Genomic DNA, 18,007 nt, shown 5'->3' with positions numbered 1-18,007 from the left:
CATGAGCGCGGCCGAAATCGATATCCGCAAGATCCTCAAGCTGCTGCCGCACCGGTACCCGTTCCTGCTGGTCGACCGCGTGCTGGAGTTCGAAGCGCAGAAGCGGATCAAGACGCTGAAGAACGTCACCATCAACGAGCCTTACTTCCAGGGCCATTTCCCGGAACAGCCGGTGATGCCGGGCGTGATGATCCTGGAAGCGCTGGCGCAGTCGGCCGGCCTGCTGACCTTCGGCGCCGACATGGAGCGCAAGGAAGGCGCGCTGTACTACTTTGTCGGCATCGACGGCGCCCGCTTCAAGCAGGTGGTGTACCCGGGCGACCAGCTGCACATGAATGTGACGGTCGAGCGCTATATCCGCGGCATCTGGAAATTCAAGGCGTTCGCCACCGTGGACGACAAGGTCGCCTGCGAGGCGGAACTGATGTGCACCGTGAAGCAGGCCGAGTGAGGCCGGCTGCCGCGCTCCCGGACGGGCGCGCGGCGCGGACGGGAACCTTTGCCGCGCGCAGGGGCCCATTCTTCACCAGACACACCACAGGACAGGACGTATGACGCAAATCCACCCCACCGCCCTGGTTGACCCGAAGGCAGAGCTTGCAGCCGACGTGACCGTCGGGCCGTTCTCCATCGTCGGCCCCAATGTGCGGATCGGCAGCGGCACCCGGATCGGCTCGCATACGACGGTCGAGGGCCATACCACGATCGGCGAGGGCAACAACATCGGTCCCTATGCCTCGGTCGGCGGCGTGCCGCAGGACATGAAGTACCGCAACGAGCCGACCCGGCTCGAGATCGGCGACCGCAACACCATCCGCGAATTCACCACGATCCACACCGGCACGGTGCAGGACCGCGGCCTGACCAGCATCGGCAGCGACAACTGGATCATGGCCTACGTGCATATCGCGCATGACTGCTCGGTCGGCAACCACACCGTGTTTTCCAGCAACGCGCAGATCGCCGGCCACGTCGACGTGGGCGACTGGGCCATCCTGGGCGGCATGAGCGGCGTGCACCAGTTCGTGCGCATCGGTGCCCACGCGATGCTGGGCGGTGCCTCGGCGCTGGTGCAGGACGTGCCGCCGTTCGTGATCGCCGCCAGCGACAAGGGCGGCAACAAGGCGACGCCGCATGGCGTCAACGTGGAGGGGCTGCGCCGCCGCGGCTTCGATGCGGCCCAGATCGCCGCGCTGCGCCAGGCCTACAAGCTGCTTTACAAGTCCGACCTCAGCTTCGACGAGGCCCGCAACGAGATCGCCGCCTTGCTGGCCCAGTCGGATGCCGGCACCGCGGCGCCGCTGCAGTCGTTCGTCGACTTCCTTGCCGCCACCCAGCGCGGCATCGTGCGCTGAGACCGGGCTGCACATGGTCGACGCCGCGATTCGGGGTGGCCTGCCCACGGGCAACGGTTCTGCCGCCGCCAGGCGCGGCACCATCGCCATGGTGGCCGGAGAGGCCTCCGGCGACCTGCTGGCATCGCTGATGATGGGCGGGCTCAAGGCCCGCCTGGGCGATACCATGGCGTACGCCGGGATCGGCGGCAAGCGCATGATGGCGCAGGGCTTCGTCTCGCGCTGGCCGATGGAAACGCTGTCGGTCAACGGCTATGTCGAGGTGCTGGGCTCGCTGCGCGAGATCCTGCGCACCCGGCGCGAGGTGCGAGACTGGCTGCTGGCCGAGCCGCCGCAGTGCTTTATCGGGGTCGACGCCCCGGATTTCAATTTCGGCCTGGAAGTGCCGCTGCGCCGCGCCGGCATCCCGGTGGTGCATTTCGTCAGCCCGTCGATCTGGGCCTGGCGCGGCGGGCGCATCCGCACCATCGCGCGCGCGGTGGACCACATCCTGTGCCTGTTCCCGTTTGAGCCCGAGATCTACGCCAAGGCCGGCATTCCCGCCACCTACGTCGGGCACCCGCTCGCCGACGTGATCCCGATGGTGCCTGACGTGGCCGGCGCGCGCGCCGAGCTGGGGCTGCCTGCCGGCCACCGCGTGGTCGCGGTGCTGCCTGGCAGCCGGCAGTCCGAGGTGCGCAACCTTGGCGCCACCTTCTTTGCCGCGATGGCGCAGATGCAGCGCATGGACCCGAACCTGGCGTTCGTGCTGCCGGCGGCAAGCGCGCCGCTGCGCGCCATCGTCGAAGACCTGCACCGGCAGTATCCGGAACTGCGCCTGACCATTGTCGACGGCAAGTCGCACCAGGCCATGGAAGCCGCTGACGTGGTGCTGCTGGCCAGCGGTACCGCGACGCTGGAGGCGGCGCTGTACAAGAAGCCGATGGTGATCTCGTACAAGGTGCCCTGGCTGACCGCGCAGATCATGAAGCGGCAGGGTTACCTGCCGTACGTGGGATTGCCTAATATCCTTTCAGGGCGCTTTGTCGTGCCCGAGCTGCTGCAGGACGATGCCACGCCCGAGGCGCTGGCCCGCGAAACGCTGCTGCAGCTCAACGACGAGGGCAATACCGCCTTCCTGTACGAGCATTTCACCCGCATGCACGAGACGCTCAAGTGCAACACCGCGCAGATTGCCGCCGATGTGGTGGTCGATTTGATGCATAGCCGGGGCAAAGTCTGATGGCCCGCCGCAATGCCGTATCCCTGCAGATGGGACTGGACCTGGCTCCTTCCGCATCCGCCGTGCAACGTTTGTGCGGCGTGGACGAGGCGGGCAGGGGGCCGTTGGCAGGCCCGGTCTATGCCGCCGCCGTGGTGCTGGACCCCAAGCGCCAGATCCGCGGGCTGGCCGATTCCAAGATCCTGACCGCCGCCAAGCGCGAGGCGCTGTACGAGAAGATCTGCGAGCGAGCGCTGGGTTGGCATATCGCCTTCGCCACGGTCGAGGAAATCGACACCATCAATATCTTCCACGCCAGCATGCTGGCGATGCAGCGCGCCGTGCAGGGCCTGGCCGCCAAGGGAATCGTGCCGGACCTGGTGCAGGTCGATGGCAACCGCTGCCCGCAGGTGCCGTTCCCGGTCGAGGCCATCGTCAAGGGCGACGCGCTGGTCAAGGCGATTTCAGCAGCGTCGATCCTGGCCAAGGTGGCGCGCGACCGTGCCCTGATGGAGCTGCACGCAACCTACCCGCAGTACGGCTTCGACTCGCACGTCGGCTACGCCACGCCGCAGCACATGGCGGCGCTGGCCGAGTTCGGCGCCACGCCGCATCACCGCCGCTCGTTCGCGCCGGTGCGCGAGGCGCTGGCACAGCGTCCGCTGTTTACCGCGGTGACGGCAGTTGCTGCCGGGGGCATTGACGGCATCGAAGTCGCCGAACTCACCACCCCGATCCAGGCCGCGCCCCCAGGCACCCTGCAAACCGACGCACCGTGAAGCACGTCACCTCGCGCGACAACGCGCTGTTCAAGCACCTGAAGGCGCTGGCCACCTCCACCCACCAGCGCCGCAAGGCCGGGCAGTCGCTGCTCGACGGCGTGCACCTGGCCCAGGCCTATGTGGATGCACTGGGCCAGCCAGTCACCTGCGTGGTGTCCGAGCGCCACTACGACCATGCCGAGGTTGCGCCGCTGCTGGCGCGCGTCGACGCGGAGCGGCTGGTAGTGCTGGCTGATACGCTGTTCACGCAGATTTCCGGCGTGGTCAACGGCATCGACCTGATGCTGGTGATCGAAACGCCTGCGGGCCACCTGCCGGCGCGCATCGAAGAGGACTGCATCATCCTCGACGGCGTGCAGGACGCCGGCAATGTCGGCTCGATCCTGCGCAGCGCCGCCGCGGCGGGCATTCGCCATGCCTTCCTGGCAACGGGATGCGCGTTCGCCTGGTCGGTGAAGACGCTGCGCGCCAGCATGGGCGCCAACTTCCACCTGAACATCGTCGAGCACTGCACCGTGGAGTCGCTGGCACCGCGGCTGGCGCTGCCATTGCTGGCGACGTCGTCGCATGCCGACGCCGCGGTGTTCGATACGGACCTGCGCGCGCCGGTGGCCTGGGTGGTCGGCAATGAAGGCGCCGGCGTCAGCGACGCGTGGATGCAGCACGTCAAGCGCAAGGTCGGCATTCCACAGCCGGGCGGCCTGGAATCGCTGAACGTGGCGGCCGCCACCGCGATCTGCCTGTTCGAGGCGGTGCGGCAGCGGCGATGAAAAAAGCGGCCGGGCGGCCGCTTTTTGTTTGTGCCTAGTAGTTGTCGCGATCGACCTTGATCTCCTGCAGGATCGTGGTCGCAATCTCTTCGATCGACTTGTGCGTCGACGACAGCCACTTGATGCCTTCGCGCCGCATCATCGCCTCGGCCTCATTGACCTCGTAGCGGCAGTTCTCCACCGCCGCGTACTTGCTGCCGGGGCGGCGCTCGTTGCGGATCTCGGTCAGGCGCTGCGGGTCGATCGACAGCCCGAAGATCTTGCTCTTGAATGCGTACAGCGCCGACGGCAGCTTGCCGCGCTCGAAATCGTCCGGGATCAGCGGGTAATTGGCTGCCTTCAGCCCGTATTGCATCGCCAGGTAGAGACTGGTTGGGGTCTTGCCGCTGCGCGACACGCCCACCAGGATCACATCGGCTTCTTCGAGGTTCTTGTGCGACTGGCCGTCGTCGTGCGCCAGCGAGAAGTTGATCGCCTCGATCCGGTTCTTGTACGCCTCGGTATCGGCATTCTGGTGGAAGCGGCCGATGGCGTGGGTGGACTTGAGCCCCAGTTCCTTCTCGAGCGGCTCGATGAAGGTCTGGAACATGTCCAGGATCATCGCCTTGGCACGTCGCAGTGCCTTGTTCGCTTCCTGGTTGACCAGCGTGGTGAAGACGATCGGCGGCACGCCTTCGTTGTGGAAGGCCTCGTTGATCTTGCCGACCGCGATATGTGCCTTTTCCGGGGTATCGACGAAGGGCATCCGCACCTTGCGGAAGCGCATTTCGAACTGCGCCAGGATCGAGTGGCTGAACGTTTCCGCAGTGATCCCGGTGCCATCCGAGACGATAAAGACGGTACGCACCGGCGGCCGGTCGCCGGTCTGGGCGGCTGCAGCGGGCGTTATCGCAGGTCTTGTCGCGGTCGCTTGGGTGGACGGGGAGGCGGGCTGCGTTCCAGGCTGGGTCCCGGAATCCGCTGTACCGGGCGCTTCTGGCTGGGACATGGGGTTGCGCAAATAAATAGATTCAATCTTCCGCAGAAAAGTGCGGCGCAGCACGGTAGAATAGCGGCGATCTTTTCGCTAAGCAATTCCGCGAGGGGCCCGCTTTGCATCAATCCAGGCCCGGAATTGTCGACAATGTGCGCTGCGCGATGAGAGCCGTAGCGCCGTGTCCGCAACATTGCAGCACCATGAGCATGGGGTTGCTTAGCCAAGCGATCGGTCCGGGAACAGAACGCGAACAACATACCGGGCATGCGCAACAAGTTTTCTACTTTGTTTTGAGGCTCTCATGACTAACCAGGCAGATAACGGCGCCTACGTGTTGCCGTTCGAGCAGTTGCGCATGGCTGACGTGGAAATCGTCGGCGGCAAGAATTCGTCGCTGGGCGAGATGATCTCCCAGCTGGCGGAGGCCGGCGTGCGCGTTCCCGGCGGTTTTGCTACCACCGCGCTTGCCTTCCGCGACTTCCTCGCCCACAACAACCTGACCGAGCGCATTTCCCAGCGCCTGAAGACGCTCGACGTCGACGACGTCAAGGCCCTGGCCGAGGCCGGTGCCGAGATCCGCGACTGGGTCGCCACCGCTCCGTTCCAGCCGCGCCTGGAACAGGAAATCCGTGAGTTCTATGCCCGCGTGTCCGAGCGCGAAGGCGCCGAGGCTTCGTTCGCGGTGCGTTCGTCGGCCACGGCCGAAGACCTGCCCGACGCCTCGTTCGCCGGCCAGCAGGAGTCCTACCTGAACGTCAGCGGCATCGACGACGTGCTGGACAAGATCAAGCACGTGTTCGCCTCGCTGTACAACGACCGCGCTATCTCCTACCGCGTGCACAAGGGTTTTGCCCATGACGTGGTGGCACTGTCCGCCGGTATCCAGCGCATGGTCCGTTCGGACCTGGCCGCTTCCGGCGTGATGTTCACCATCGACACCGAATCCGGCTTCCCCGATGTGGTTTTCATCACCTCCAGCTACGGCCTGGGCGAAACGGTGGTGCAGGGCGCGGTCAACCCGGACGAGTTCTACGTCTTCAAGCCGACGCTGCAAGCCGGCCAGTACCCGATCATCCGCCGCTCGATCGGCTCCAAGCTGATCAAGATGGAATTCACCAAGCCGGGCGAAGCCGGCCGCGTGAAGACCGTCGATGTGCCGGCCGAGCTGCGCAACCGCTACTCGATCACCGACGAAGACGTGACCGAGCTGGCCCGGTACGCGGTGATCATCGAGAAGCACTATGGCCGCCCGATGGACATCGAGTGGGGCAAGGACGGCAAGGACGGCAAGATCTACATCCTGCAGGCCCGCCCGGAAACGGTGAAGAGCCAGTCGGCCGGCAAGGCCGAGCAGCGCTTCAAGCTCAAGGGTACCGCCCCCGTGCTGACCAGCGGCCGCGCCATCGGCCAGAAGATCGGCACCGGCCCGGTCCGCGTCATCAACGATCCGTCCGAGATGGAACGCGTGCAGCCCGGCGACGTGCTGGTCGCCGACATGACCGACCCGAACTGGGAGCCGGTGATGAAGCGCGCTTCGGCGATCGTCACCAACCGTGGCGGCCGTACCTGCCACGCGGCCATCATCGCGCGTGAACTGGGCGTGCCGGCCGTGGTCGGCTGCGGCGATGCCACCGACATCCTGAAGGATGGCACGCTGGTAACCGTGTCGTGCGCCGAGGGCGACGAAGGCCGCATCTACGACGGCCTGCTCGAAACGGAAGTGACCGAAGTCCAGCGTGGCGACATGCCGGAAATCGACGTCAAGCTGATGATGAACGTGGGCAACCCGCAGCTGGCCTTCGACTTCGCGCAGATCCCGAACTGCGGCGTTGGCCTGGCCCGCCTGGAATTCATCATCAATAACAACATCGGGGTCCACCCGAAGGCCATCCTCGACTATCCGCAGGTCGATGCCGACCTGAAGAAGGCCGTGGAAAGCGTGGCCCGCGGCCACGCCAGCCCGCGCGCGTTCTACGTTGACAAGCTGGCCGAGGGCATCGCCACCATCGGCGCGGCCTTCTACCCGAAGCCCGTGATCGTGCGCCTGTCGGACTTCAAGTCCAACGAGTACAAGAAGCTGATCGGCGGCTCGCGCTACGAGCCGGACGAGGAAAACCCGATGCTGGGCTTCCGCGGCGCCTCGCGCTACATCGCCGAAGACTTCGCCGAAGCGTTCGAGATGGAATGCAAGGCCATGAAGCGCGTGCGCGATGAAATGGGCCTGACCAACGTCGAGATCATGGTGCCGTTCGTGCGTACGCTGGGCCAGGCCGAGAAGGTCATCGGCCTGCTGGCCAAGCACGGCCTGAAGCGCGGCGAGAATGGCCTGCGCATCATCATGATGTGCGAAGTGCCGTCCAACGCGATCCTGGCCGAAGAGTTCCTGCAGTACTTCGACGGTTTCTCGATCGGCTCGAACGACCTGACGCAGCTGACGCTGGGCCTGGACCGCGACTCGGGCATGGAGTTGCTGGCCAAGGACTTCGACGAACGCGATCCGGCGGTGTGCTTCATGCTGTCGCGCGCCATTTCGGCGTGCCTCCGCCTGGACAAGTACGTCGGCATCTGCGGCCAGGGTCCTTCGGACCACCCGGACTTTGCCGAATGGCTGACCAGGGAAGGCATCAAGTCGATCTCGCTGAACCCCGATTCGGTGGTCGACACCTGGCAGAAGCTGGCTTCCTGAGGCTTTTGACGTCACAATAACGACATTCGCCGGCGCGCCTTCGGGCAGCCGGCTGGCACCGGCCCCTGCGTCAGGTGTTGCATCGGCCCCGCAGGCGCCCCTGGCGCTGCGGGGTTTTTGTTTTTCGGGAATCGATTCCGGGCATTCGCTGCCGGGAACCGATCGGACGGGGGGATTTCGGATGGCGTACTACATCTGGTTCGTGGCGGCGGTCGCGCTGGTGATCGTCGAACTGAATACCGGCACGTTCTACCTGCTGATGGTGGCCGTCGGGCTGGCCGCCGGCGGCGTCGCGGCCTTGCTGGACCTGTCGCCCGCCGCGCAGACGGTGACCGCGGCGCTGGTCGCCGCGGTGCTGATCGCCGGGCTGCGCCGTACCCGTTTCGGCAAGCTGCGGCGCGGCAATGCCGCCGCCGATCCCAACGTCAATCTCGACATCGGCCAGGAACTCGACGTTGCAGCGTGGGACGCCAACGGCCGTGCGCGCGTGCCGTACCGGGGCGCAGACTGGACCGTCGAGCTTGCGCCGAACTGCGCCGCGGCACCGGGCCGCTACCGTATCGTCGAAGTGCGCGGCAGCACGCTGGTGGTTTCGCCGCGCTGAGCCGCATCCAAGGGTTGCCCGGTGCCAGCCGCGCAACCATCCGCCTGCCGCCGTTCCGGCGGCGCCGTACCGCTGTTTCCTGACCGGAGGGTTGTTACATGCTCGCTTTTCAGCTTGGCCTGTTGCCGCTGATCATCCTTATTGCCGTGATCGTGCTGATCGCCAGGGGCATCAAGATCGTGCCGCAGCAGCACGCCTGGGTGCTGGAGCGCCTGGGCCGCTACCATGCGACGCTGACGCCGGGGCTGTCGATCGTGGTGCCGTTCGTCGACCGCGTTGCCTACAAGCACGTGCTCAAGGAAATCCCGCTGGACGTACCCAGCCAGGTCTGCATCACCAAGGACAATACGCAGCTGCAGGTGGACGGCGTGCTGTACTTCCAGGTGACCGACCCGATGAAGGCGTCCTACGGCTCGAGCAACTTCGTGGTGGCGATCACGCAGCTGTCGCAGACCACGCTGCGCTCGGTGATCGGCAAGCTGGAGCTGGACAAGACCTTCGAGGAGCGCGAGTTCATCAACCACAGCGTGGTGAACGCGCTCGATGAGGCCGCCGCCAACTGGGGCGTCAAGGTGCTGCGCTACGAGATCAAGGACCTGACGCCGCCGAAGGAAATCCTGCATGCGATGCAGGCGCAGATCACCGCCGAGCGCGAGAAGCGCGCGCTGATCGCCGCGTCGGAGGGCAAGCGCCAGGAACAGATCAACCTGGCCACGGGTGCGCGGGAAGCGGCCATCCAGAAGTCGGAAGGCGAGAAACAGGCCGCCATCAACAAGGCGCAGGGCGAGGCGGCGGCGATCCTGGCGGTGGCGGACGCCAATGCCCAGGCGATCCAGAAGGTGGGCAACGCGATCCGCACCGAAGGCGGCATGGACGCGGTCAACCTGAAGGTGGCCGAGGAATACGTGGCTGCGTTCGGCAACCTGGCCAAGCAGGGCAATACGCTGATCGTGCCCGGGAATATGAGCGAGATGAGCAGCATGATCGCGTCAGCGCTGCAGATCGTGAAGGGGCAGAAGGCCGGCGCCTGAGCGCGCAGGCGCCGCCGGGCGGCATTATCCCTTGGTGTCGCCCTTCATGATGCGCGCCTTCTCGCGCTGCCAGTCGCGCTGCTTTTCGGTCTCGCGCTTGTCGAACTGCTTCTTGCCCTTGGCCAGGCCGATCTCGCATTTCACTCTGCCGCGCGTGTAATGCAGGTTCAGCGGCACCAGCGTGTAGCCGCGCTGCTCGACCTTGCCGATCAGCTTCTTGATCTCGTCGGCCTTCAGCAGCAGCTTGCGCGTGCGCACCGGATCGGGGTTGACGTGGGTGGAGGCGCTCTGCAGCGGGCTGATATGGGCGCCGATCAGGAACATCTCGGCGTCGCGCACCACCACGTAGCCTTCCTTGATCTGTACTCGGTTCGCGCGGATCGCCTTCACTTCCCAGCCTTCCAGCACGATCCCGGCCTCATATCGCTCTTCGATGAAGTAGTCGAAAAAGGCCTTCTTGTTGTCTGCGATGGTCATGCGTGCGGGTAGGGGAACAATGTGGTGAAAGCGGGCCGGATCGCTGCAGCGCCGCATGGCGAAGTGCCGCCAGCGACCAGCGTCGGCTAAAATTGGGATTTTAGCAAACCAGCCCCGGTACCGGCTTGTGTCCTGGCGCAATGCGCCAGGCATGGCCGGGAGCCAGATTTTCCAATACATGGCAGACGTCCATAAATCCGTGCTGCTCGGCTATTCCGCCGCGCAGATGTACGACCTGGTCACGCGCGTGGAGGACTATCCCAAGTTCCTGCCATGGTGCGGCGGCGTGGAGGTGTTCGAGCAGACCGAAACCACGCTCGACGCCAAGATCCATATCCATTTCAAGGGGATCCAGCAGTTCTTCCACACCCGCAATACGCAGGAGCGCCCGACCCGCATCGACATGACCTTCGCCGACGGGCCCTTCAAGACCTTTAATGGCGCGTGGCGCTTTACGCCGCTGCGCGCGGACGCCTGCAAGATCGAATTCCACCTGCACTATGAGTTTTCGAGCCTGCTGCTGGAAAAGCTCATCGGCCCGGTGTTCAGCATGATCGCGAATACCTTCGTCGATGCCTTCGTCAAGCGCGCCGAGGTGGTCTATGGCGCCAGTTGAAGGCGCGGGCACCGTGCATGTCACGGTGTGCTATGCGCGGCCCCATGCGGTATTCCTGAAGGAGATCGACGTGCCCGCGGGCACCACGATCGCTGCGGCCATCGTCGGCTCGGGGCTGCAGCAGGCGTGCCCGGAAGTGGATCCGTCGACCATGCGGGTGGGCATCTTCGGCAAGCTCAAGACGCCCGATACCGTGGTGCGCGAGGGCGACCGCGTGGAGGTGTACCGGCCGCTGACTGCCGACCCCAAGCAGGCGCGGCGCAAGCGCGTGCAGAAGCTGCGCGAGGGCGGGGCGCGGGAAGGCCAGAAATGGCTGCGTGGCAATGGCTGAGCCGCAAGGCTTGCGCCACCAGCCGCAGCACTGACCGCGAAACGGGGCGTGATGCCCCGTTTTTGCTTATGTTCAGTTGCAGTTCTTTTCGAGGCTGGCGCTGGTCTTGACCAGTTCGGCCTGGCGCTGCTCGCTGTTCAGGTGCTGCAGCGAGCCGTCCTGACCCGCTACCGCCGCGCGCATCCCTTGCTGCAGGCCGGTGGCGTAGTTGCGCAGCTGGGCGCAGCGGGCCTCGCGGTCGGCAGCCTCGGCTTCCTTGCGCGCCTCTTCCGCGGCGGCTTTCAGGCGCGAGTCGCGGCGCTTCTGGAAGGCCTCTTCGGCCGTGGGCGGCGGGGCCTCCTTCGCCTTTCCCGCGGCCCTGGCAGGGGCCGGTGCAGCCACGGGGGCGTTGGCGGTCTCCGCGTTGGCGGCCTCCACCGGCTGGTACTCGCCGGCGCTGCGGCCAGGGGCACGCAGCACCCTGGCAGCGGCGCCGGAGGGCGGCACGTCGCTGTAGACCATGCGGCCGTTGGCATCGCGCCATTGCCAGTAGGCATGGGCGTGGGCCGAGGCGGCAGCGGTGACGGCAGCGGCAAGCAGGCACAGCACGGACGATCGTTTCATGGCGCGGCGTCTCAAAGTGGCTGGTAAGGAACGGATGCGGCTGGAGAACTGCTGGGCCGCCGGCTGCGCGCGAGGCAATGCCGCGGCAGGCCTGCCGCGGGCGATGGCTTGGCGCCAGGGCATGGCGCCGGTTTGACCCTGGTACTTCAGTTCTGATGTGGCGCGTGTGACCCCCGCGCCATCGTCCGCTAGTCTACGCAGACTTGTCGCTGGCGTGCAAGCGCACCGACCAGGCCACGCCGACCATCAGCAACACAATGGCGGCAATTTCCAGCGGCCGCGGCCAGCGGTGGTCGAAGACAAAGCCGTATGCCAGCGCGAACAGCGTCTCGAACACGATCATCTGGCCTGACAGCGTCAGCGGCAGGCGCCGGCTGGCGATGTTCCACAGGTTATTGCCGATCAGCGACGCGCCCAGCGCCACCGCGGCGTTGACCATCCAGAACCACTGCCAGTCGCGGCCGCTGTCGCCGGAAGTGAGGGCATCGCCCGCCACCAGCCAGCCGACTATGGCCAGCACGGCCGATACCGCGCCGGTCGACAGCCCATAGAGCGCCGACCATTCATTGCCGCTGTAGTGCGGGTTGCGCTGCAGGTAGCGCGCGTTGTCGACCGCATAGAGCGTCCAGCAGACCAGCGCGCCGGCGGCACAGCAGACGCCGGCAATCTTCTGCCAGACCGGCCGCACGGCGTCACCGGCCGCGGCGGCATGTGCGCTCTGGCCGCCGCCGAACAGGTCGATGTTGATGCAGGCGATGCCCGCGGCCACCACCAGTAGCGGCCACAGCAGCCGCGACAGCGGCACCGCACCGTGGTCGCGCCGGCCCATGATGGTGACCGTGATCGGCAGGATGCCGATAATCAGCGAAGTCGGCCCGACCCCGGCCAGCTGCACGCCGAAGGCCAGCAGCACGTAGTAGAGCAGGTTGCCTGTAAAGGCCTGGCGCAGCAGCGCCACGCAATCGGCGCGGGTCAGCTTGCGGGCGATGCGCTTGATCAGCGGCAGGGCGGCAACCAGCGCGACCAGGCCATACGCCAGGTAGCGCCCGATCGCCAGCTCCCACGGCGAGAACACGGGCAGCAGCTTGGGCGCGATAAAGACCATGCCCCAGAACGCGCCCGCCAGCAGCCCGCACAATACGCCGATCCCCATGCTTTTCAACGCCCGGTTAAAAGGACGACGAGCATAGCAGACGACACGCCGGAAAACCCGTTGCCGTTCATCAGCCAGCCGCGCATTCCTGTATAATTCGCTTTTGCGCCTAGAGGATTTGCTATGCGTCTTGTCCAGAAAGCACTCACATTCGATGACGTGCTGCTCGTCCCGGCCTATTCGGCCGTCCTTCCCCGGGATGTTTCCCTCCGCACTCGCCTGTCCCGTTCGATCGAACTGAACATTCCGCTGGTGTCCGCTGCCATGGACACGGTGACGGAGGCACGCCTGGCGATCTCCATGGCGCAAGCCGGTGGCATCGGCATCGTCCACAAGAACCTGAAGCCCGCCGACCAGGCCCGCGAAGTGTCGCGCGTCAAGCGCTACGAGTCGGGCGTGCTGCGTGATCCGATCACCATTTCGCCGGACGCGAAGATCCGCGATGTGATCGCGCTGTCGCAGCAGCATGGCATTTCGGGCTTCCCGGTGCTGGAAGGCAAGATCGTCGTCGGCATCATCACCAACCGCGACCTGCGCTTCGAGGAAGAACTCGACGCCCCGGTGCGCGCCAAGATGACCCCGCGCGAGAAGCTGGTGACGGTGGCCGAAGGCGCGCCGCTGGAAGAAGCCAAGCGCCTGATGAACCGCCACCGCCTGGAGCGCGTGCTGGTGGTCAACCAGGCCTTCGAGCTGCGCGGCCTGATCACGGTGAAGGACATCCAGAAGGCGGTCGAGAACCCGCTGGCGAGCAAGGATGACCACGGCCAGCTGCGCGTAGGCGCCGCGGTCGGCGTGGGTCCGGACAACGACGAGCGTGTCGAGCTGCTGGTCAAGGCCGGCGTCGACGTGATTGTGGTCGATACGGCGCATGGCCACAGCCAGGGCGTGCTGGATCGCGTGCGCTGGGTCAAGCAGAACTTCCCGCAAGTGCAGGTGATCGGCGGCAATATCGCCACCGGCGACGCCGCCCGTGCGCTGGTCGAGCATGGCGCCGACGGCGTCAAGGTCGGCATCGGCCCCGGCTCGATCTGCACCACCCGTATCGTGGCTGGCGTGGGCGTGCCGCAGATCACCGCCGTTTCCAACGTGGCCGAGGCGCTCAAGGGCACCGGCGTGCCGCTGATCGCCGACGGCGGCATCCGCTATTCGGGTGACGTGGCCAAGGCCCTGGCGGCCGGCGCCCACACCGTGATGATGGGCGGGATGTTCTCCGGCACCGAAGAAGCGCCGGGCGAAGTGTTCCTGTACCAGGGCCGCTCGTTCAAGAGCTACCGCGGCATGGGTTCGGTAGGCGCGATGAAGGACGGCGCGGCTGACCGCTACTTCCAGGAAGACAACACCGCCAACGTCGACAAGCTGGTCCCCGAGGGGATTGAAGGCCGCGTTCCGTACAAGGGTTCGGTGATGGCCATCATCCACCAGCTGACGGGCGGCGTGCGTGCCTCGATGGGCTACTGCGGCAGCAAGTCGATCGCCGACTGGCATGAGAGTGCCCAGTTCGTCCAGATCACGGCAGCCGGCATGCGTGAATCGCACGTGCACGACGTGCAGATCACCAAGGAAGCGCCGAACTACCATATCGACTGACGCGCAGCGGTCGCGCCCGCCGTCCGCAGTGGCGGCGGTGCGCTACCCGCGATCAGCGGGACGAGGGCGTGCGAGGTTTGGTGCGAGGTGCGCAGCGCCGCCCTGGTCCGACCGGATTCCAATCCGGCCCCGACCGTGGCCCCGGCCGCGCGCCACGCCGGTGTTGCCTGTCCCGGCGTGCCTTGCTGCCAGCCGCATCACCGGCGGGGCCCAGACGAGGAGCGCCAATGAAGGTGTTGCTGCGAGCCGTGCTGTTTTTCGATGCCCTGGTGGACCTGCTGCTGGGCGTCCTGCTGTTGATGTCCCCATTCACCACGCTGTACGCGGCGCTGCAATTGCCGCAGCCACAACCCGCGCTGTTCGGGCAACTGCTGGGCGTGGCGCTGGCCGGCCTGTCGGTGCTGCTGTGGCAGGCCGCGTTCAACGGCCAGCTGACGGTACCGGTGGCACGCACGGCCGGCTATGTGAACCTCGCCAGCGCGATGCTGATCATTGCCTGGATGGTGTTCCTGGAGCTGCCGCTCGAAGGCGCCGGCAAGATCTGGCTGCCGACCATGGCCGTGGTGCTGCTGTTTTTTGCCGCGGTGCAGATCCCCGCGGCGAAACGCGTGCGCGTGCGCGAGCAGCAGCTGAAGATGGAACGCGCGCTGAAGGAACAGGAAACCCGGAAGGAACCCGGCGTCGCCCCCGCGGCACGCCCAACGAATACCCCAGAATACCGGCGCGAGCCGGTCATCACGCCGCCGCCGGGCTATGGCCCCGGCACGGAAGTGACCGAGCCCGCAACGGAAGACACGCCATCGGCCCATCATGCACGACAAAATCCTCATTCTTGATTTCGGCTCGCAGGTCACGCAGCTGATCGCCCGCCGCGTCCGCGAGGCGCACGTCTACTGCGAAATCCACCCGAACGACGTCTCCGACGACTTCGTGCGCGAGTACGCGCCCAAGGCCGTCATCCTGTCGGGCAGCCACGCCAGCACCTATGAAGACCACCAGCTGCGCGCGCCGCAGGCGGTGTGGGACCTCGGCGTGCCGGTGCTCGGCATCTGCTACGGCATGCAGACCATGGCCGTGCAGCTCGGCGGCAAGGTCGAGTGGAGCGACCAGCGCGAGTTCGGCTACGCCGAGATGCGCGCCCATGGCCATACCGCGCTGCTCAAGGACATCGAGGATTTCCGCACCGCGGAAGGCCACGGCATGCTCAAGGTCTGGATGAGCCACGGCGACAAGGTCACCGGCCTGCCGCCGGGCTTCAAGCTGATGGCGTCCACCCCGAGCTGCCCGATCGCCGGCATGGCCGACGAAGCGCGCGGCTACTATGCCGTGCAGTTCCATCCCGAGGTCACGCATACCGTCAAGGGCCGGCAGATGCTCGAGCGCTTCGTGCTCGGGATCGCCGGCTGCAAGGCAGACTGGGTCATGCGCGACCACATCGAAGAAGCCGTCGCCAAGATCCGCGAACAGGTCGGCGACGAAGAGGTGATCCTGGGCCTGTCGGGCGGCGTCGATTCGTCGGTGGCCGCGGCGCTGATCCACCGCGCCATCGGCGACCAGCTCACCTGCGTCTTCGTCGACCACGGCCTGCTGCGCCTCGACGAAGGCAAGATGGTGATGGAAATGTTCGCCGGTCGCCTGCACGCCAAGGTCGTGCACATCGACGCTTCCGAGCAGTTCCTCGGCCACCTGTCCGGCGTGACCGACCCCGAGCAGAAGCGCAAGATCATCGGCCGCGAGTTCGTCGAGGTGTTCCAGGCCGAGGCGAAGAAGCTGAGCAAGGCCAAGTGGCTGGCGCAGGGCACGATCTACCCCGACGTGGTGGAATCGGGCGGCACCAAGACCAAGAAGGCCACCACCATCAAGAGCCACCACAACGTCGGCGGCCTGCCCGAAACGCTGGGCCTGAAGCTGCTCGAGCCGCTGCGCGACCTGTTCAAGGACGAAGTGCGCGAACTCGGCGTGGAACTGGGCCTGCCGCCGGAAATGGTCTACCGCCATCCGTTCCCGGGCCCGGGCCTGGGCGTGCGCATCCTCGGCGAAGTCAAGCGCGACTATGCCGACCTGCTGCGCCGCGCCGATGCCATCTTCATTGAAGAACTGCGCAAGACCATCGCCACCGAGCAGGACGCTGCCGCTGGCCTGTGCGAGCCGAACCAGGTCGGCAAGAGCTGGTATGACCTGACCAGCCAGGCATTTGCCGTGTTCCTGCCGGTCAAGTCGGTGGGCGTGATGGGCGACGGCCGCACCTACGACTACGTCGTGGCGCTGCGCGCTGTGCAGACCACCGACTTCATGACGGCGCATTGGGCGCACCTGCCGTACGCGTTGCTGGGCCGCTGCTCGAATCGCATCATCAACGAGGTGCGCGGCCTGAACCGGGTGGTGTACGACGTGTCGGGCAAGCCGCCGGCGACGATCGAGTGGGAGTGATTTGACGTCCTCCGAAGTCTATCGCTGACGATCGGAAATCTCCCGGAAACCCGCGCTGCTGCGCGGGTTTCGTGTTTTTGGCTATCGATGGCTATCGACTGAAATCGGACTCTGGGGTCGGTAGCAAGGCCGCCAGTGTGGCCGTTCCTATCAACTTCGGGATGGCTCTGCCGGGCGATTCGGGATCAAATGCAGCGCCCCACGTGATAGACCTCTTTCGCGGTGTTCCTGACCATGACCATCCCTTGCGGACTGCGCTAGAGAAAAAACTGGAGACAGGCGAAGGTGGTCTCCACGCCGTTCGCCAGCACGACAAATCCGGCAAGCGGCAAATGGTGCTAGTCTTTCACGTTGTGTCCCCGACAGTGCTCCAATGCTTGCAATGCCGCCGGCTAGCTAAACGTGTGAGTCATAGATGCGACTACCCCGCAAGCACCTTCAAACAGCTTTATTGCTGGCCGCTCAACTGGCCGCATTCCTTGCCGCAGTTCCCGTGATGGGCCAGACTACTGCGGCGACTTACCCGAGTCACGCTGTCGAACTGGTGGTGCCAAGCTCAGCGGGCGGTGGTACTGATACGGTTGCGCGAGCCTTCAGCGAAGCCATGCGAAAGTACCTGCCGCAGCCGCTGACCGTGGTGAACAAGCCAGGCGCCAGTGGCGCAATCGGCATGACGGAAGTGGCCCGCGCCAGGCCGGATGGCTACAAGCTCGGCATAATCATCGCGGAAGCCGTGATCGTCCCGCATGTCGGGCCGACCACGTTAGACCCCGCCCAGCTGGAGCCGATCGCACGCCTGAATGCCGATCCGTCCGCGATCACGGTGAGGGCCGATTCGCGCTGGAATACCATCGAGGCGTTCCTGGCATTCGCCAAGGCGCACCCCGGTGAGGTGCAGGTCGGGAATTCCGGTCCGGGTTCGATCTGGCACCTGGCGGCGACGGCGTTGGAGGACAAGTCGCACGTCAAGTTTAATCACGTGCCGTTCACCGGCGCGGCGCCGGCGTTGGTGGCGTTGATGGGCGGGCATATCGACGCGGTGGCTGTCAGTCCCGCGGAGGTATCGGCCTATGTGGCTGCGGGCAAGGTGAAGACGCTCGCGGTGATGGCCGACCAGCGTGTCAGCGGTTTCGAGAATGTGCCGACGCTTCGTGAGCGGGGTATCGCCCTCTCGATCGGCACATGGCGCGGGCTGGCCGCGCCCAAAGGCACGCCACCCGAGGTGCTCGAAACCCTTGCGGCCGCCAGCCGCAAGGCGGTGGCGGATCCGGTCTTTGTGGCGGCGCTGAGCCGGCAGAACCTGGGCATTGCCTATGCCGACGCAGCGACCTTCAAGGCGATGATCGCGGCTGACAACGCGGTGATGAAGGCGCTGGTGGCCAGGACCAACCTGAAGAAGTGAGGC

18 protein-coding genes are annotated in these 18,007 nt (G+C 65.9%); 14 read left to right on the top strand and 4 right to left on the bottom strand.

Annotation, left to right across the window (positions count from 1 at the left end):
- Position 1: 1 nt before the first annotated feature.
- The 5 genes from fabZ (at position 2) to E1J61_RS22965 (ending at position 4,108) form a co-directional block, all read left to right on the top strand.
- On the top strand, positions 2–451 hold the full coding sequence (fabZ, locus tag E1J61_RS22985; RefSeq protein ID WP_010809590.1) for a 3-hydroxyacyl-ACP dehydratase FabZ: 450 nt from the start codon (positions 2–4) through the stop codon (positions 449–451).
- Between the two features lie 100 nt (positions 452–551).
- Positions 552–1,355 (top strand): acyl-ACP--UDP-N-acetylglucosamine O-acyltransferase, encoded by an 804-nt coding sequence (gene lpxA / locus E1J61_RS22980; protein WP_133096299.1) that lies wholly within the window; start codon positions 552–554, stop codon positions 1,353–1,355.
- Between the two features lie 13 nt (positions 1,356–1,368).
- Positions 1,369–2,577 carry a lipid-A-disaccharide synthase gene (lpxB, locus tag E1J61_RS22975; RefSeq protein WP_133096298.1) on the top strand — a complete coding sequence of 403 codons (1,209 nt, stop codon included), beginning with the start codon at positions 1,369–1,371 and terminating at the stop codon, positions 2,575–2,577.
- On the top strand, positions 2,577–3,335 hold the full coding sequence (rnhB, locus tag E1J61_RS22970; RefSeq protein WP_133096297.1) for a ribonuclease HII: 759 nt from the start codon (positions 2,577–2,579) through the stop codon (positions 3,333–3,335). Before lpxB ends, rnhB begins: the two co-directional genes overlap by 1 nt.
- Positions 3,332–4,108, top strand: coding sequence for an RNA methyltransferase (locus E1J61_RS22965; protein WP_115703349.1), 777 nt, complete (start codon positions 3,332–3,334; stop codon positions 4,106–4,108). The genes rnhB and E1J61_RS22965 overlap by 4 nt, the downstream gene beginning before the upstream one ends.
- A gap of 34 nt (positions 4,109–4,142) precedes the next feature.
- Here E1J61_RS22965 and E1J61_RS22960 read toward each other — a convergent pair whose 3' ends face one another.
- Positions 4,143–5,096 (bottom strand): pyruvate, water dikinase regulatory protein, encoded by a 954-nt coding sequence (locus E1J61_RS22960; RefSeq protein ID WP_218959498.1) that lies wholly within the window; start codon positions 5,094–5,096, stop codon positions 4,143–4,145.
- 289 nt (positions 5,097–5,385) lie between these two features.
- On the opposite strand from E1J61_RS22960, the gene ppsA reads away from it, so the two are divergent.
- From ppsA to E1J61_RS22945, 3 genes are all read left to right on the top strand, one after another.
- A complete protein-coding gene (gene ppsA, locus E1J61_RS22955; protein WP_133096296.1) occupies positions 5,386–7,770 on the top strand; it encodes a phosphoenolpyruvate synthase in 2,385 nt (794 codons plus the stop codon).
- A 181-nt stretch (positions 7,771–7,951) separates the two neighbouring features.
- Positions 7,952–8,374 carry an NfeD family protein gene (locus E1J61_RS22950; protein ID WP_133096295.1) on the top strand — a complete coding sequence of 141 codons (423 nt, stop codon included), beginning with the start codon at positions 7,952–7,954 and terminating at the stop codon, positions 8,372–8,374.
- Positions 8,375–8,472: 98 nt separating this feature from the next.
- Positions 8,473–9,405: an SPFH domain-containing protein gene (locus E1J61_RS22945; RefSeq protein ID WP_029045868.1), complete on the top strand. Its 933-nt coding sequence runs from the start codon at positions 8,473–8,475 to the stop codon at positions 9,403–9,405.
- Between the two features lie 24 nt (positions 9,406–9,429).
- On the opposite strand, the gene smpB is transcribed toward E1J61_RS22945, so the two are convergent.
- Positions 9,430–9,882 (bottom strand): SsrA-binding protein SmpB, encoded by a 453-nt coding sequence (gene smpB, locus E1J61_RS22940; RefSeq protein WP_133096294.1) that lies wholly within the window; start codon positions 9,880–9,882, stop codon positions 9,430–9,432.
- Positions 9,883–10,060: 178 nt separating this feature from the next.
- On the opposite strand from smpB, the gene E1J61_RS22935 reads away from it, so the two are divergent.
- Both E1J61_RS22935 and E1J61_RS22930 read left to right on the top strand, forming a co-directional pair.
- Positions 10,061–10,498 carry a type II toxin-antitoxin system RatA family toxin gene (locus E1J61_RS22935; protein ID WP_133096293.1) on the top strand — a complete coding sequence of 146 codons (438 nt, stop codon included), beginning with the start codon at positions 10,061–10,063 and terminating at the stop codon, positions 10,496–10,498.
- Positions 10,485–10,829, top strand: a complete 345-nt coding sequence (locus E1J61_RS22930) for an RnfH family protein (RefSeq protein ID WP_133096292.1) — start codon at positions 10,485–10,487, stop codon at positions 10,827–10,829. The genes E1J61_RS22935 and E1J61_RS22930 overlap by 14 nt, the downstream gene beginning before the upstream one ends.
- Before the next feature lie 72 nt (positions 10,830–10,901).
- Here E1J61_RS22930 and E1J61_RS22925 read toward each other — a convergent pair whose 3' ends face one another.
- Positions 10,902–11,432 carry a DUF4124 domain-containing protein gene (locus E1J61_RS22925; protein ID WP_133096291.1) on the bottom strand — a complete coding sequence of 177 codons (531 nt, stop codon included), beginning with the start codon at positions 11,430–11,432 and terminating at the stop codon, positions 10,902–10,904.
- Between the two features lie 193 nt (positions 11,433–11,625).
- Positions 11,626–12,585: a DMT family transporter gene (locus E1J61_RS22920; protein ID WP_133096290.1), complete on the bottom strand. Its 960-nt coding sequence runs from the start codon at positions 12,583–12,585 to the stop codon at positions 11,626–11,628.
- Between the two features lie 123 nt (positions 12,586–12,708).
- On the opposite strand from E1J61_RS22920, the gene guaB reads away from it, so the two are divergent.
- The 4 genes from guaB to E1J61_RS22900 all read left to right on the top strand — a co-directional run bounded on the left by guaB (position 12,709) and on the right by E1J61_RS22900 (position 18,004).
- Entirely contained in the window at positions 12,709–14,172 is a 1,464-nt protein-coding gene (gene guaB / locus E1J61_RS22915; protein WP_133096289.1) for an IMP dehydrogenase, read from the top strand.
- A 227-nt stretch (positions 14,173–14,399) separates the two neighbouring features.
- Entirely contained in the window at positions 14,400–15,008 is a 609-nt protein-coding gene (locus tag E1J61_RS22910) for a hypothetical protein (RefSeq protein ID WP_133096288.1), read from the top strand.
- Complete coding sequence (gene guaA / locus E1J61_RS22905) at positions 14,983–16,602, top strand: glutamine-hydrolyzing GMP synthase (RefSeq protein WP_133096287.1); 1,620 nt, start codon at positions 14,983–14,985, stop codon at positions 16,600–16,602. Before E1J61_RS22910 ends, guaA begins: the two co-directional genes overlap by 26 nt.
- A gap of 415 nt (positions 16,603–17,017) precedes the next feature.
- Positions 17,018–18,004, top strand: a complete 987-nt coding sequence (locus tag E1J61_RS22900) for a tripartite tricarboxylate transporter substrate binding protein (protein ID WP_133096286.1) — start codon at positions 17,018–17,020, stop codon at positions 18,002–18,004.
- Positions 18,005–18,007: the final 3 nt, after the last annotated feature.

This window comes from Cupriavidus sp. L7L, from assembly GCF_004353535.1.
Lineage (GTDB): Bacteria > Pseudomonadota > Gammaproteobacteria > Burkholderiales > Burkholderiaceae > Cupriavidus > Cupriavidus oxalaticus_A.
Note: the sequence above shows the minus strand (reverse complement) of the source record. Positions and strands in the feature narration are given on the sequence as shown.

Bases quoted from the DNA above. Each gene is read 5' to 3' on its own strand.
- E1J61_RS22920 (WP_133096290.1), bottom strand. From the start codon at position 12,585: ATGGGGATCGGCGTATTGTGCGGGCTGCTGGCGGGCGCGTTCTGGGGC.
- E1J61_RS22925 (WP_133096291.1), bottom strand. From the start codon at position 11,432: ATGAAACGATCGTCCGTGCTGTGCCTGCTTGCCGCTGCCGTCACCGCT.
- lpxA (WP_133096299.1), top strand. From the start codon at position 552: ATGACGCAAATCCACCCCACCGCCCTGGTTGACCCGAAGGCAGAGCTT.
- guaA (WP_133096287.1), top strand. From the start codon at position 14,983: ATGCACGACAAAATCCTCATTCTTGATTTCGGCTCGCAGGTCACGCAG.
- rnhB (WP_133096297.1), top strand. From the start codon at position 2,577: ATGGCCCGCCGCAATGCCGTATCCCTGCAGATGGGACTGGACCTGGCT.
- lpxB (WP_133096298.1), top strand. From the start codon at position 1,369: ATGGTCGACGCCGCGATTCGGGGTGGCCTGCCCACGGGCAACGGTTCT.
- smpB (WP_133096294.1), bottom strand. From the start codon at position 9,882: ATGACCATCGCAGACAACAAGAAGGCCTTTTTCGACTACTTCATCGAA.
- fabZ (WP_010809590.1), top strand. From the start codon at position 2: ATGAGCGCGGCCGAAATCGATATCCGCAAGATCCTCAAGCTGCTGCCG.
- E1J61_RS22960 (WP_218959498.1), bottom strand. From the start codon at position 5,096: ATGTCCCAGCCAGAAGCGCCCGGTACAGCGGATTCCGGGACCCAGCCT.
- guaB (WP_133096289.1), top strand. From the start codon at position 12,709: ATGCGTCTTGTCCAGAAAGCACTCACATTCGATGACGTGCTGCTCGTC.
- E1J61_RS22910 (WP_133096288.1), top strand. From the start codon at position 14,400: ATGAAGGTGTTGCTGCGAGCCGTGCTGTTTTTCGATGCCCTGGTGGAC.
- E1J61_RS22900 (WP_133096286.1), top strand. From the start codon at position 17,018: ATGCGACTACCCCGCAAGCACCTTCAAACAGCTTTATTGCTGGCCGCT.
- E1J61_RS22935 (WP_133096293.1), top strand. From the start codon at position 10,061: ATGGCAGACGTCCATAAATCCGTGCTGCTCGGCTATTCCGCCGCGCAG.
- ppsA (WP_133096296.1), top strand. From the start codon at position 5,386: ATGACTAACCAGGCAGATAACGGCGCCTACGTGTTGCCGTTCGAGCAG.
- E1J61_RS22945 (WP_029045868.1), top strand. From the start codon at position 8,473: ATGCTCGCTTTTCAGCTTGGCCTGTTGCCGCTGATCATCCTTATTGCC.
- E1J61_RS22950 (WP_133096295.1), top strand. From the start codon at position 7,952: ATGGCGTACTACATCTGGTTCGTGGCGGCGGTCGCGCTGGTGATCGTC.
- E1J61_RS22930 (WP_133096292.1), top strand. From the start codon at position 10,485: ATGGCGCCAGTTGAAGGCGCGGGCACCGTGCATGTCACGGTGTGCTAT.